This is a genomic window from Rothia similimucilaginosa (genome assembly GCF_029850875.1).
Taxonomy (GTDB): Bacteria; Actinomycetota; Actinomycetes; order Actinomycetales; family Micrococcaceae; genus Rothia.
Window position 1 is genome coordinate 143910 of the sequence record NZ_JAOVAM010000004.1, and the last position, 15916, is coordinate 159825.

General features: G+C 55.8%; 7 protein-coding genes. All 7 read right to left on the reverse strand.

The genetic code is table 11. The features are described from left to right. Positions 1-460: 460 nt before the first annotated feature. Positions 461-970, reverse strand: coding sequence for a neutral/alkaline non-lysosomal ceramidase N-terminal domain-containing protein (locus tag QFX05_RS04515; RefSeq protein WP_279741291.1), 510 nt, complete (start codon positions 968-970; stop codon positions 461-463). 125 nt (positions 971-1095) lie between these two features. Continuing rightward, complete coding sequence (locus QFX05_RS04520) at positions 1096-1425, reverse strand: neutral/alkaline non-lysosomal ceramidase N-terminal domain-containing protein (protein WP_279741293.1); 330 nt, start codon at positions 1423-1425, stop codon at positions 1096-1098. 588 nt (positions 1426-2013) lie between these two features. After that, positions 2014-5916, reverse strand: coding sequence for a DNA-directed RNA polymerase subunit beta' (locus QFX05_RS04525; RefSeq protein WP_279741295.1), 3903 nt, complete (start codon positions 5914-5916; stop codon positions 2014-2016). A gap of 110 nt (positions 5917-6026) precedes the next feature. After that, entirely contained in the window at positions 6027-9533 is a 3507-nt protein-coding gene (gene rpoB / locus QFX05_RS04530) for a DNA-directed RNA polymerase subunit beta (protein WP_279741297.1), read from the reverse strand. A gap of 256 nt (positions 9534-9789) precedes the next feature. After that, positions 9790-11286: an L-serine ammonia-lyase gene (locus tag QFX05_RS04535; protein WP_279741299.1), complete on the reverse strand. Its 1497-nt coding sequence runs from the start codon at positions 11284-11286 to the stop codon at positions 9790-9792. Positions 11287-11559: 273 nt separating this feature from the next. Further along, positions 11560-12678 carry a glycine cleavage system aminomethyltransferase GcvT gene (gcvT, locus tag QFX05_RS04540; RefSeq protein WP_279741300.1) on the reverse strand — a complete coding sequence of 373 codons (1119 nt, stop codon included), beginning with the start codon at positions 12676-12678 and terminating at the stop codon, positions 11560-11562. 171 nt (positions 12679-12849) lie between these two features. Continuing rightward, positions 12850-15690 carry an aminomethyl-transferring glycine dehydrogenase gene (gene gcvP / locus QFX05_RS04545; RefSeq protein ID WP_279741302.1) on the reverse strand — a complete coding sequence of 947 codons (2841 nt, stop codon included), beginning with the start codon at positions 15688-15690 and terminating at the stop codon, positions 12850-12852. Positions 15691-15916 lie beyond the last annotated feature (226 nt).

Here is a 15916-nt window from a genome sequence, read left to right on the forward strand (position 1 = left end):
CCGGGGGTGGATCCTTGTGCACCGAGCTCAAGTACTTCGCATAAGACTATACAGGTTAAATCCCACTTAATCTAGCGCCAGAGCGGGGATTCTTTGCTTTTAAGCCCCTACCTAAGAGCAAAAGCTGATGATGTGCCTCACTTAAATTACATTATTGGGATTTACTGCTCCCCCACTGCCTCTTCGGCTCGCTCTGTTTCTTTTGCCTCCTTGGAGTAAGTTAAAGCAGAAGACCACCCAGAACCCTCTCGATGATTCTCGGCAGCATCAACAGATGCGGGAGGCGAGCGCGTAGCTACATCCGCCTCCCGCAAGGGAGTATCCAGTTATAGGTCCACCACAGCGGCTGCTGGGCTACGCCACCTGGAAGACTCGAGTCTGGCCCTCAAACAGGGTAATAGTCTTCGAATTTTTATTGGCATTGCCGTAGTAGCGGATGCGGTACTACCCCTTATGAGTATTAGCCGACACCTTCCAGTGAACCGTCACCTGGGACGCCGAAGCTCATAATCTGCACTGGATACTTTTCCTGAATGACCGTTCCATTTTTTGCAGAGAAGAGAATGCCCTTCGGCTGCTGGCAACGCGTCTGCGCTGCACTCGGAGTGAACACCAAAGTAACCAGCATAGAGGGGCAACCAGAGCCTTCCCTATAGGCATCCCAGCCACCACCGCCATCCTCAGTGGAACCAGAACCAAACGAAGTACTCAAGAAACCCTGACAGGTGCGCTCATTATGGCCACCACCGGTGTACTTGGCATCCACGTTCATACCCGAGAAATTGAAGTACGAAATACGCAAATCCAGCCCCTTACCCACCGGAGTACCCGCACTCTTGAGCTGAGAACGCACAGCATTAGACTGCTTCTCACCCTGAATCTTCACATTCTTGAACTGGTCATTAGTGGGACCCTGACCAGGCTTCAACCAAGTATTCGGGGAAACATCACCAGCATTAGCATTGAGCACCTCCTGATGGAAGCCCAGGGTCGTAATGTTGTACAGGCTCTGGTGCGTAATACCACCGGGGGGGGGGGCGTGTGGGTGTGAGTCACGGTAATCATAATGTTCGACTCATCGTATGCGAAGCCAAACTATGCACGGATACTCTTGACCAGTTCATCACGCAGCGACTGCCAGCCAGTCAGAGAGTCCAGGACAACAATGAGGTTGCGCTTACCGGAGGCGCGATCCACCGTATGAAAAGCGCGAGCATACTGACGATTATGCACACCGCTGCCCTTCTGGAAAGAGTCGTCATAACCCATGAAGCCGACTTCACTGGGCTCACCGATAACATCCGCCGCACCCGCATCTACCAGGTAGGGGGTAGCACTAGCGCTCTGAGAAACAGGGGCCGCGGTCGCAACCTGACCGGTAGAAGAACTGCGGAAGCCACAATAAGGTATGCTACACCAATGCAAGCAAGAGAGTGGGTGGGCGCCTTAAAACGCGAAAAACAGAGGAGTGCTTTCGCTCCCCTGCAGACATAGAAGAATCCTGTTCAGACATCTGAGATTGAGATGCTCCGGAAAGCAGTCGGGTACCGCGAAAATCACCCGTACGGAAGTGATTGGAGCGATATGCATGCCTTCAAGACTATAACCTAACCAAAAGGCTTTCCAGTTGAATTCGCATTGCTCAAATCAAGAATGTTTATTCTACATAAACTTCAAATAAAAACGAGTCAACATTCTATATATTGCAGTCCTGGTGTGTCTTCTAGGGAGATGGGGAATATTTGACTGACACCTAATTTCTTGCGCAGTCAAGTAATTTTCCCATTATAAAAAATAATGCACTTCAATATTTTTATAAATAAATTCACCCACTAGGCATAGAATATACAACCTCATATTGAAGGATAAAGAGTATTATAGCCACGCTTAAAAGAATCCTCCACCCCTCATAAAACAAAACGCGGATACCCGAGACAAACTCGAGTATCCGCGTTTCTAATGAAGACCAGGCCGGGAGTCTAAACCCTCAACCTGCCCCTCACGGCAGAAGCCTTAGTCCAGACCACGACCGTACTCATCCAGCGAAACAGCCATGAAGCCGCCGTTGCCGTAAGTGTACACCTCGTTATCCATCTGGAACGCACTCTGGTAACCACCGAAAGTGTCCAGAGTCTGCATACTCTCAGCAGTAGCCTGAGCGCTGGGCTCAACCTCAATATTGTTGTAACGTGCCAGACCGGTACCGGCGGGAACCAGCTTACCGATAATCACGTTCTCCTTCAGGCCGAGCAGCGGGTCAGTCTTCGCTTCCATAGCAGCCTGAGTCAGGACGCGGGTGGTCTCCTGGAAGGAGGCCGCCGACAGCCAGGACTCGGTAGCCAGCGAAGCCTTGGTAATACCCATCATTTCCGGACGACCAGCTGCGGGCTTCTTACCCTCAACCAGTGCCTTGCGGTTAGCAGTCTGGAAAGCAATGTTATCAACCAGCTCACCAGGCAGCAGATCGGTATCACCGGATTCAATCACGGTCACGCGACGCAGCATCTGGCGAACAATAACCTCAACGTGCTTGTCGTGGATTTCCACACCCTGCGACTTGTACACACCCTGAACCTCGCTCACCAGGTGCTTCTGAGCCTCACGAGGACCACGAATACGCAGAACCTCCTTCGGATCAACAGAACCGGTAGCCAGCTGATCGCCAACCTGAACGTGGTCGCCATTCTGCAGCTTAGAGGCCGCACGACGCAGAACAGTGTAGGACTGAGGCTCAGAACCATCGTCCGGGGTCACCACAATCTTGTAGGACTTCTCGGTATCCTCAATGGTCACGCGACCGGAGACCTCAGAAATCGGGGCAACACCCTTGGGAGTACGAGCCTCGAACAGCTCCTGAATACGGGGCAGACCCTGAGTAATATCGTCAGCCGAAGCCACACCACCGGTGTGGAAGGTACGCATGGTCAGCTGGGTACCGGGCTCACCAATCGACTGAGCCGCAATAATACCAACAGCCTCACCAATGTCCACCAGAACGTTCGAAGCCATCGAACGACCATAGCACAGTGCACACACACCAATAGCAGACTCACAGGTCAGAACCGAACGGACGCGAACTTCCTTCACGCCTGCCTTGAAGAGCTTCTCAATGAGCTCATCAGAGACATCGGAACCCGCGGCAGCCAGAACGTTACCAGACTCATCATTCACATCCACCGCAAGGGTACGACCGTGAATCGAAGTCTCGACGTCCGGGTGCAGACCGCCGTCCTCATCAATCAGAGGCAGAACCAGACCACGGCGGGTGCCACAGTCGTGCTCACGAACGATAACATCCTGAGAAACGTCCACCAAACGACGGGTCAAGTAACCCGAGTTAGCGGTACGCAGCGCGGTATCAGCCAGACCCTTACGTGCACCGTGGGTTGCGATAAAGTACTCCAGAACCGACAGGCCTTCACGGTACGAGGACTTAATCGGGCGAGGCATAATCTCACCCTTCGGGTTCGACACCAGACCACGGATACCCGCAATCTGACGGACCTGCATCCAGTTACCACGTGCACCGGAGGTCACCATACGGTAAATAGTGTTCAGACCACCGTGAGAGCTCAAGTTCTCACGCATAGCCTCTGCAACCACGTCGGTAGCCTCGGTCCAAACCTTGATCAATTCCTGACGACGCTCTTCGTCATCGATGGTACCGATCTCGAAGTCATCCTGAATTGCAGCAGCCTGCTTCTCGTAGCGCTCCATAATTGCCGGCTTCTCAGAAGGAGTAGCAATATCGGAAACAGCCACGGTCACGCCTGAACGGGAAGCCCAGTAGAAACCGGAGTTCTTCAGGTTGTCTAGCGCACGAGCCACAACATCCATCGGGTAACGCTCAGCCAGATCATTAATCAGGCTACCCAGGCCCTTCTTATCTGCCACGCCAGAGAACCAGGGGTAATCCTTCGGCAGAGCCTGGTTGAACAGAACCTGACCAACGGTGCAGTCCAGCAGCACAGAATCGCCGGGCTGGTAGCCCTCCGGTGCTTCCCAATCCTCGGGGGCAACGAACTGGTCACCATCAAGGCGAATCTTCACCTTGGTGTACAGCTCAATCTCGTGACGATCCATCGCCATCAGAGCCTCAGCCACCGAGGAGAATGCGTGACCCTCGTTCTTCTGACCATCGCGGGAGCTAGTCAGGTGGTACAGACCAATGATCATATCCTGCGAAGGGACAGCCACAGGGCGGCCATCCGAAGGCTTCAGGATGTTGTTCGAGGACAGCATGAGGATACGAGCCTCAGCCTGAGCCTCGGGAGATAGCGGCAGGTGAACTGCCATCTGGTCACCGTCGAAGTCAGCGTTGAACGCGGAGCAAACCAGCGGGTGCAGCTGAATAGCCTTACCCTCAACCAGCTTCGGCTCAAACGCCTGAATACCGAGACGGTGCAGGGTAGGTGCACGGTTCAGCAGAACCGGGTGCTCAGCAATAACCTCTTCCAGAACGTCCCAAACCTGCGGGCGGAAACGCTCAACCATACGCTTAGCGCTCTTAATGTTCTGAGCGTGGCTCAGCTCCACCAAACGCTTCATAACGAAGGGCTTGAACAGCTCCAGTGCCATCTGCTTGGGCAGACCACACTGGTGCATCTGCAGCTGAGGACCAACCACAATCACGGAACGACCCGAGTAATCAACACGCTTACCGAGCAGGTTCTGACGGAAACGACCCTGCTTACCCTTCAGCATGTCAGACAGAGACTTCAGGGGGCGGTTACCGGGGCCGGTCACCGGGCGACCACGACGACCGTTATCGAACAGCGAGTCCACAGCTTCCTGCAGCATACGCTTCTCGTTGTTCACGATAATCTCGGGAGCACCCAGCTCCAGCAGACGCTTCAAACGGTTGTTACGGTTAATCACACGACGGTACAGGTCGTTCAGGTCGGAAGTCGCGAAGCGGCCACCGTCCAGCTGAACCATCGGGCGCAGTTCCGGCGGAATAACCGGAACAACATCCAGGACCATACCCAGCGGGGAGTTATTAGTGGTCAGGAAGGCGTTAACAACCTTCAGACGCTTCAGAGCGCGGGTCTTCTTCTGACCCTTACCGGTCTGAATGATCTCCTTCAGAGCCTCAGACTCAGCCTCCAGGTCGAAGGACTCCAGACGCTTCTTAATAGCCTCTGCGCCCATTGCACCCTCAAAGTACAGGCCGTACTTATCAATCATGGAACGGTACAGAGCCTCGTCACCCTCAAGGTCAGCGACCTTCAGGTTCTTGAAGCGATCCCATACACGATCCAGGTGCTCAGCCTCACGCTCGTAACGCTTACGCACCGACGCGAGCTGACGCTCAGCGTTATCACGCAGCTTACGCTTCTCAGCAGCCTTGCCGCCCTCTGCCTCAATACGAGCCAGCTCCGCCTCAACCTCACGGCTAATAGCGTTCACATCAGCGTTCAGAGCAGCCTCAAGCTCTTGCTTCTCGCGGTCGTGAGCAGCCTGCAGCATCGGCAGGTCCTCGTGACGAGCTTCCTCATCAACCTTAGTGATCATGTACGCAGCGAAGTAAATGACCTTCTCCAGGTCCTTCGGAGCCAGATCCAGCAGGTAACCCAGACGGGAAGGAACACCCTTGAAGTACCAAATGTGGGTAACAGGAGCAGCCAGCTCAATGTGACCCATACGCTCACGACGTACCTTAGAGCGGGTCACCTCAACACCACAGCGCTCACACACAATGCCCTTGAAGCGTACGCGCTTATACTTACCGCAGTAGCACTCCCAGTCCTTGGTGGGGCCGAAGATACGCTCGTCGAAGAGACCGTCCTTTTCGGGCTTCAGGGTACGGTAGTTGATGGTCTCGGGCTTCTTAACCTCACCAAAAGACCAACGACGGATGTCGTCGGCGGTGGCGAGGCCAATTCGCATCAAACCAAGCGAAGATTCGTTGGACATATCGGTCCTAATCTCTTTCTGTAAGTTTCTGAAGACTTAGGTTAGCGGGTGGGAACCCCACAACGCACGCGAGCGCATACGGGGTTCCCCACCCTAGAAGGAGGCGGTGCTTATGCCTCGTCGACGGAGCTAGGCTCGTCGTGGGTCAGGCTTACGCCCATATCTTCTGCTGCCCGGAAGCCTTCTTCCTCCGAGTCGCTCATCTCAATAGTCTTGCCGTCGGTGGAGAGCACCTCGACGTTCAGGCACAGAGACTGCATTTCCTTGATAAGAACCTTGAAGGATTCGGGGATACCCGGCTCAGGGATGTTCTCGCCCTTCACAATAGCCTCGTAAACCTTCACACGGCCCGCCACGTCATCGGACTTGACGGTCAGGATTTCCTGCAGGGTGTATGCGGCGCCGTATGCCTCCAGCGCCCACACTTCCATCTCACCGAAGCGCTGACCACCGAACTGCGCCTTACCACCCAGGGGCTGCTGGGTAATCATCGAGTACGGACCGGTGGAACGAGCGTGAATCTTGTCATCCACCAGGTGGTGCAGCTTCAGGATGTACTGGTAACCAACCGAAATCGGGTCCGGGAACGGCTCACCGGAACGGCCGTCAATCAGACGTGCCTTACCGGAGCGGTTGATCAGACGGTCACCATCGCGGTTCGGGTTTGAGTGATCCATGAGGTCAAACAGCTCGTCCTCGTGGGCACCGTCAAACACCGGGGTTGCCAGGCGGGTCGGGCCGGATTCCTTCGGGAAGTTCGGCATGTGCTTGAGCCACTCGGGCTCGCCTTCAATCTTCCAACCCTGCTTAGCCAGCCAACCGGTGTGGACTTCCAGAACCTGACCAATGTTCATACGACCGGGCACACCCAGCGGGTTCAGGATAACGTCCACGGGGGTACCGTCTTCCAGGAAGGGCATATCCTCGATCGGAAGGATCTTGGAAATAACACCCTTGTTACCGTGGCGGCCTGCAAGCTTGTCGCCGTCGGTAATCTTACGCTTCTGAGCCACGTACACACGGACCAGCTGGTTCACACCCGGGGGCAGATCGTCCTCATCATTGCTCTCGCGGTCGAAGATGCGGATACCAATGACGGTACCGGACTCGCCGTGAGGGACCTTCAGAGAGGTGTCACGAACCTCGCGAGACTTCTCACCGAAGATTGCGCGCAACAGGCGCTCCTCGGGGGTCAGCTCGGTCTCGCCCTTAGGAGTGACCTTACCAACGAGGATGTCGCCAGCCTCAACTTCAGCACCGATGTGAATGATGCCGCGCTCGTCCAGAGCCGAGAGAACGTCCTCGGACACGTTCGGGATGTCGCGGGTAATCTCCTCGGGGCCCAGCTTGGTGTCGCGAGCGTCAATCTCGTGCTCCTCAATGTGGATCGAGGTCAGCACGTCCTCAGAAACCATGCGTTGGGAGAGGATGATCGCATCCTCGTAGTTCAGGCCTTCCCACGGCATATATGCCACGAGCAGGTTCTTACCCAGTGCCAGCTCACCACCGTCGGTGGAGGGGCCGTCAGCAATAACGTCGCGGTATTCGACGCGCTGGCCTTCCTTCACCACAACGCGCTGGTTGTAGCAGTTACCCGGGTTCGAACGGGAGAACTTCATAATCGGGTAGGTGGAGACAGAGCCGTCGTCGTTACGGACGATAACGGTCTTAGCGTCAACGGAGGAAACCACACCGGGCTTCTTCGCGAGCACAGAGTCACCGGAATCCAGTGCTGCATACTTCTCCATACCGGTACCAACCACGGGAGCCTCAGACTCCAGCAGGGGCACAGCCTGACGCTGCATGTTAGCACCCATCAGTGCTCGGTTAGCGTCATCATGCTCCAGGTAAGGAATCAGGGCGGTAGCCACAGACACCATCTGACGCGGGGAAACGTCCATGTACTGCACGGCGCCGGGAGCAACCATAACAGCTTCACCAGAACCGTCACCCGCACGGCAGAGAACCTCATTCTCAGCGAAGGTGCGGTCGGGGTTCAGCGGTGCGTTTGCCTGTGCGATAACGACGGACTTCTCGTCGTCAGCGGTTAGGTAGCGGACCTCGTCGGTCACGCGGCCGTCAGTTACCACGCGGTAGGGAGTCTCAATGAAACCGAAGGAGTTGATACGACCGTAGGTTGCCAGCGAACCAATCAGACCAATGTTCGGGCCTTCAGGAGTTTCAATGGGGCACATACGACCGTAGTGCGAGGGATGGACGTCTCGAACTTCCATGCCTGCACGGTCACGGGACAGACCGCCCGGGCCCAGTGCGGACAGACGACGCTTGTGGGTCAGACCTGCCAGCGGGTTGTTCTGGTCCATGAACTGCGACAGCTGAGAGGTACCGAAGAACTCCTTGATAGCTGCCACGACGGGGCGGATGTTCACCAGGGACTGCGGGGTGATAGCGTCCACATCCTGGGTGGTCATGCGCTCACGAACCACGCGCTCCATACGAGACAGACCGGTACGGATCTGGTTCTCAATAAGCTCACCCACGGTGCGGATACGGCGGTTGCCGAAGTGGTCAATATCGTCGATATCGATCTTGAGGGAGATTTCCTCGCCGTCACGGACGCCGGGGATGGTGGTCTCACCTGCGTGCAGAGCGCAGAGGTAACGAATCATCTGAGCGATGTCGTCCTGGCTCAGAACGGAAGCCTCGGGGGAATCCATGGGAACGTCCACACCGAGCTTACGGTTCAGCTTGTAACGACCAACCTTCGCCAGGTCGTAGCGGCGCGGGGTGAAGTACATGTTGTCCAGCAGACCCTGAGCCGCTTCAACCGTCGGGGGTTCGCCCGGACGCAGCTTGCGGTAGATATCCAGCAGAGCCTCGTCGCGGTCCTTAACGGAGTCCTTCTCCAGGGTTGCACGGATGGAGTCGTACTGACCGAACTCAGCCAGAATCTTAGACTCGGTCCAGCCCAGAGCCTTCAGCAGAACAGTCACAGACTGCTTACGCTTACGGTCCAGACGCACGCCTACCTGATCGCGCTTATCAATCTCAAGCTCGAACCATGCACCGCGGGAAGGAATCACGCGGGCAGAGTAAATGTCCTTATCTGAGGTACGGTCCGGAGCCTTCTCAAAGTAAGCACCGGGGGAACGCACCAGCTGAGAAACGACCACACGCTCAGTACCGTTAATAACGAAGGTACCAGCCTCGGTCATCAGGGGGAAGTCGCCCATGAACAGGGTCTGCTGCTTGACCTCGCCAGTAGCGAGGTTCATGAATTCAGCCTTGATGTACAGCGGAGCCGAGTAGGTTGCGTCGCGGTCCTTGCACTCCTCAACAGAGTACTTGGGGTCAGCAAACTCAGGCTCAGAGAAGGAGAGCTGCATAGTCTCCTGGAAGTCACGAATCGGGGAGATTTCTTCAAAAATCTCAGCCAGACCGGACTGAGCGGGGACAGAATTGTCACCTGCAGCCTGTGCCTTTTCCAGACGCTCCACCCAGCGCTCGTTACCCACGAGGCGGTCGAAGCTATCGGTCTGGATAGCAAGCAGGTTGGGAACCTTCAGTGGTTCATTAATCTTCGCGAATGAAATTCGGCGGGAGACGTTCTCCGCACCGTTAGCGGCATCATGATTCGAGGTGCTCGAAGCGACCAAAATGGGGATCCTTCCACAGACATGTCTGTTAGCAATCAGCCTCCCGGCGACATTACCGGCGACACGACAACCTCAGCCCCCGATATAAACGGTGCTAGAAGCTATAGAGTCGGACGGAAAACGTCACCTTCAGCCCGTGCCCACCGCTATATGAAGGCACAAAGGTTAGGGAAAGCGTAAATACTAACAATACAGGAAGAAAGCCCATCTGTCTACCACACCCGCATCAGGAGTGCAAACCTGCCACGGCATGCACCTAGCATTCCACCACATTCACCGCCAAACCGCCCATAGACGTCTCCTTGTAACGGTGAGACATATCCAAACCGGTCTGACGCATCGTCTCAATCACCTGATCCAACGACACACGGTGCGTACCATCACCACGCAACGCCATACGTGCAGCCGTCACTGCATTCGACGCCGCCATCGCATTACGCTCAATACAAGGGATCTGCACCAAACCACCCACCGGGTCACAGGTCAGACCCAAGTTGTGTTCCATCGCAATCTCAGCAGCATTCTCAACCTGCTCAGGAGTACCACCCATCACCTGTGCCAAACCGGCAGCAGCCATCGAGGAGGCACTACCCACCTCACCCTGGCAACCAACCTCAGCACCAGAAATCGACGCACGCTTCTTATACAGCACACCCACAGCAGAAGAAGCCAAGAAGAAATCAACAACCGCCTGATCACGAGCAGCCTGACCGCAATGTCGAATACCCTGCGTGTAGTTCATCGCATAATGCAACACCGCCGGAATAATGCCCGCAGCACCATTCGTCGGAGCGGTCACCACACGACCACCAAAAGCGTTCTCCTCATTGACCGCCAAAGCAATCAGATTCACCCAGTCAATAGCGAACTCAGGAGACTTCGAAGGATCCTCCACCATCAAATCGCGATGCCACGCACCCGCACGGCAACGCACCTTCAGCGGGCCCGGCAAATACCCCACACGTGCCAGAGAAGAGCCAATGCACTCCTTCATCACACGGTAGATATGCAAGATGCCATCGCGGACCTCTTGCTCAGAACGCAAAGAACACTCATTCGCCATTTTCAACTGCGCAATCGACAACCCAGCCTCATTCGCCATCTCCAGCAGCTCAGTAGCCGAACCGAACGGATACGGAGGGTTCATCAGCGACGCACCACCGGTCGCCTCCTCATCACCCTCAACAATGAAGCCGCCACCAATGGAATAGTAGGTACGCTCCAACAGCAGCTGCTCACCCGCAAACGCCGCGATCTTCATGCCGTTCGTATGGCGCGGAAGAACCGTCAGCGGACGCAGAGTCATATCCAGCTCACGGTACTTCACCACCGGACCATACACCTTCTGCTCCTCGCCACCAGGCGCAGTCACACCATAAGCAGAGGAGGGGTAACCTGCCAGAGGCAACGTGCCGTCCACACTATTACGCTCAATCATCGCCTCAGAATCAGCGATATTAATCGTCTCCGGAACAAAACCGCACAAACCCTTCAACACAGCGCTCATCGTGCCGTGACCAGCGCCCGTAGCCGCCAACGAACCATACAGGTCAACATGTACGCCCGTTACACAGTCCAGCATGCCCTCATCAATCAGCTCCGCCACAAAACGGTTCGAAGCGCGCATCGGCCCCACGGTATGTGAGCTCGAAGGACCCACACCAATGCTGAACATCTCAAAAACACTGATGTCGTACGGCAGAGCCTCTGCCTTCTTCTGGGCACTGCTGGGTGCACTCTGGTTAATAGCCATGTTCTGTCCTTCAAATAAAAATGTCTGTGCACCGCACCAAAAGATACGTGCACCTCAACAGAGGAAGCACACATCAATCTGCGGTCTCTACGTGCGGACAATCACCCTTGACTGACCGCTCTAATCCTAACGCACTTCAGAACCATCACAAACTAAGGCCTAGAACACCTCGACACTCCCCCACCACTCAGCACCGCAGCACATCGAATAAAAGGCGCCGTGCCTACACAGGGCACGACGCCTCTCCCCTACAGATTATCTGCAGAAAAACTCTTACTTCTCACGCTTGTAGAACGGCAGAGTCACAACATCAAACGGAGCACGCTTACCGCGGATATCAACATCCACGGTAGAGCCAACCTCAGAGAACTCACGGTTCACCAGTGCCATAGCAATCGGGAAACCCAAAGTCGGGGAAGGAATACCGGAGGTAACCTCACCAATCTCATTACCTTCAGCGTCCACCAGCTTAGAACCGGCACGAGCAGGACGTTTCGCCTGAGCCTTCAGACCAACCAGGATACGCTTCGACTCGCTCTTAGCCAGCTCAGCCAGAGCCTCACGACCAACGAAGTCAGCTGCCTTCTTCTCCAACGCAATCTCAACCAGACGACCCAGACCGGACTCAAAGGGAGTAATGTCCAGACCCAGCTCGTGACCGTACAGGGGCATACCAGCCTCAAGACGCAGGGAGTCGCGAGAAGCCAGACCGGCAGGAATCATGCCGAAAGGCTCGCCAGCAGCAGTCAGCTTATCCCACAGCTCAACAGCGTTCTCATTCGGAACAAACAGCTCGAAACCGTCCTCACCGGTGTAACCGGTACGAGCCAGCAGAACATCAACACCGGCAACAGTCAGCGGCACCGAAGCGTAGTACTTCAGCTCACGGACAGCCTCATCATCAGACATGCCAGCAGCCAGCAGAATCTCCTCAGCACGAGGACCCTGAACAGCCACCAGAGAAGTCTGCTCCGACTCATTCACAAACTCAACATTGAAATCACCCAGGCGCTCGCTCATCGCCGCAAAGTCAGTCTCAATATTCGAAGCATTCGGAACAACTAGGAACTCTTCATCGCCCAGACGGTAAGTAATCAGGTCGTCAATCACGCCGCCCTTGTCGTTGACCAGGATCGAGTACTTTGCCTTACCAACCTTCAGGATGGACATATTCGACACCAGAGCGTAATCCAGGAACGCGCCCGCATCCGGACCGGTCACGCGGAACTCACCCATATGAGACAAGTCGAAAATACCGGCACTAGTACGGACAGCCTCATGCTCAGCAACGTCATTAGCGTACTTCAGGGGCATATCCCAGCCGCCAAAGTCGGTGAAAGAAGCACCAAGCTTCTCGTGGACAGAGTACAGAGAGGTCTTCTTAGGGGACATTAGATTCTCCTCACGCACAGCCTTGTGCTGTTATCGTTCAATCGTCATAGATTTCATTCACCCCCACAGACACGAGATACGCTGCGGAGGCGACCCCCACCCGCCCCAGAAATCTGAGAACGGGTGAGGCAGGTAGACCGCTACAGTCTACCCAGGAGCGTTATAGGCTCCTTATGCTTCCAGGTCGAAAGCCTCCATCGGGGGGCATTCGCACACGAAGTTACGGTCACCGCCAGCGCCGTCGATACGACCCACCGAAGTGAAGTACTTATTAGCACGCAGACTCGGGACCGGGAAAGCTGCCTGGGTACGGCTGTAGGGGCGATCCCACTCATCGGCACTCACCACATCAACGGTGTGCGGTGCGTTGCGCAGAACCGAATCCTCCACAGCGACCTTACCCTCAGCCACCTCGATGATCTCGTCGTAGATGGTCTCCATTGCCTCAATAAAGCGGTCCAATTCTTCCTTCGACTCAGACTCAGTCGGCTCAACCATCAGGGTGCCCGGAACCGGGAACGCCAGGGTCGGAGCGTGGAAGCCGAAGTCCATCAGACGCTTGCAGACATCCTCAGCTGTCACGTGAGTCTGATCGGTCAGCTGACGCAAGTCCAGGATGCACTCGTGAGCGACCAGACCGCCGGGGCCGGTGTACAGCACCGGGTACTTGTCATTGAGCTTCTTCGCAATGTAGTTAGCGTTCAGAACCGCGTACTGCGAAGAGTCCTTCAGACCCTGAGCACCAGTCATCGCAATGTACATCCAGCTAATCGGCAGAACGCCTGCAGAACCGAAGAACGCCTGCGAAATCGGCAGTGCAGCGTCGTTGGGGAGCTTACCCTCAGCATCAGCATGGTATGCGTCACCGGGCAGGAACTTCGCCAAGTGCTCACGAACAGCCAGAGGGCCCACACCGGGGCCGCCGCCACCATGAGGAATGGAGAAGGTCTTGTGCAGGTTCAGGTGCGAAACATCGCCACCAAACTTACCGGGCTGAGCGAAGCCCATCTGAGCGTTCAGGTTCGCACCATCCAGGTATACCTGGCCACCTGCCTCGTGGACCAACTGGCAGACCTCAGCAACCTGCTCCTCAAACACACCGTGGGTAGAGGGGTAGGTAATCATGATGCCGGCAACCTTGGGGCCGTACTTCTCAATCTTTACCTTCAGGTCGTCAACATCAATCGAACCGTCAGCCGCAGTTGCCACACCGGCAACCTTCAGACCAGCCAGAGCGGCAGATGCTGCGTTGGTACCGTGAGCAGACAGCGGAATCAGTACAGTGTCACGCTCGTGGTCACCATTAGCCTCGTGGAAGGAACGGATAGCGCGCAGACCAGCGTACTCACCGGTTGCACCCGAGTTCGGCTGCAAGGAGATAGCATCATAACCGGTAATAGCAACCAGCCACTCGCTCAGGTCCTTAATCAACTCGTGCCAGCCCACAGCCTGGTCCTCCGGGACCAGCGGGTGAATGTTTGCGAACTCAGGCCAGGAGATAGGCTCCATCTCAGCCGCTGCATTCAGCTTCATGGTGCACGAACCCAGCGGAATCATGGTGCGGTCAAGCGCCAGGTCCTTATCAGCGAGGTGACGCAGGTAGCGCATCATCTCGGTCTCAGAACGGTACTTGTGGAAAATCGGGTGCTGCATGTAGTCATCGGTACGCAGCAGCTCAGCGGGCAGATCATACTGTGCATCTGCCTCGCCCAGGGTGCCGCCCAGAGCCTCAACCAGGCTCTTGAGCAGTTCCTCACCGTGAGACTCACCCACAGAGATACCAACACGGTTCTCGTCGAAGCGGCGGATGTTCACGCCAGCTTCCAGAGCCTTCGCAACCAGCTCATCGGCACGGCCAGCAGCCTCCACCACGACGGTGTCGAAGAAAGTGTCGTGAGCAATACCGTAACCTGCTGCCTTCAGCGCAGTAGCAACACTAGCCGCGTTGGTGTGCAGACGGTTCGCGATAGCGCGCAGACCCTCAGGACCGTGGTACATCGCGTAAGCGCCAGCAACAATCGCCAGCAGAGCCTGAGCAGTACAAATATTAGAGGTAGCCTTCTCACGGCGGATATGCTGCTCACGAGTCTGCAGAGCCAGACGGTACGCGGGCTTACCAGCAGAGTCCTTAGAAACACCCACCAGACGGCCAGGCATAGTGCGCTCCATACCCTTGTGAACAGCCATGTACGCAGCGTGCGGACCGCCGAAGAAGAAGGGCAGACCGAAACGCTGAGTGTTACCCACAGCGATATCAGCGCCCAGCTCACCCGGGGACTTCAGCAGGGTCAGAGCCAGCAGGTCAGCAGCAACGGTGACCAGAGCGTTACGCTCCTTAGCGGCCTTAATCAGCGGCTCAATATCGCGAATCTCGCCTTCATTGCTAGGGTACGCCAAGATAATGCCGTACAAATCGCCCTCAGGCAGGCCCTCGGAGAAGTCAGTAATCACAAAAGGAATGCCGAGCATCTCTGCGCGGCCACGAGTCACCGAAATAACCTGAGGCAGGCAACGAGAGTCAATAGCGAAGAAGCCGTTCTTCACCTTGCGGTTTGCACGGTGCATCATGACAGCTGCTTCAGCTACAGCAGAAGCCTCATCCAGCAGGGAGGAGTTTGCAATCTCCAGGCCGGTCAGCTCCATCACAGTGTTCTGGAAGTTCAGCAGAGCCTCCAGACGGCCCTGAGAAATCTCAGCCTGGTACGGGGTGTAAGAAGTGTAGAAACCGGGGTTTTCCAGAATATTGCGGCGCAGAACCGCGGGAGTTACAGCATCGTAGTATCCGGCACCAATCATCTGGGCAAGAACCTTATTCTTCGCTGCATAGCCGGCAATCTTTGCCTGAGCCTCATGCTCCGACAGCGGAGCAGGCAGCTGCAGATCGCCGTCAAGGCGGATCTGGGAGGGGACAACAGCGTCCATCAGCGCATCCAGGGAAGAGTATCCCAGGGTTTCGAGCATCTGCTCTGCGTCTGCGGAACGGGGGCCGAGATGACGATCAATAAAGGACATAGGGTTCTCCTATTGGTCGGCGCAAACCGTAGAGGGGTCACGTCGCATTATTGCGACGAGTCGAACATCTTAAGTGTCCCACATCTCCATGAAGTTTCGCCAGCTTTACCAACATTCGACATACCTAAACATCAAAGTCGTCTGCCCCGCTAAACCCCCTCCCCCTGCTAGACGAAAAACAGCAGAAACGCACAGAGCCCGGCTCGTTCTCTCCGAAGAGAAAACG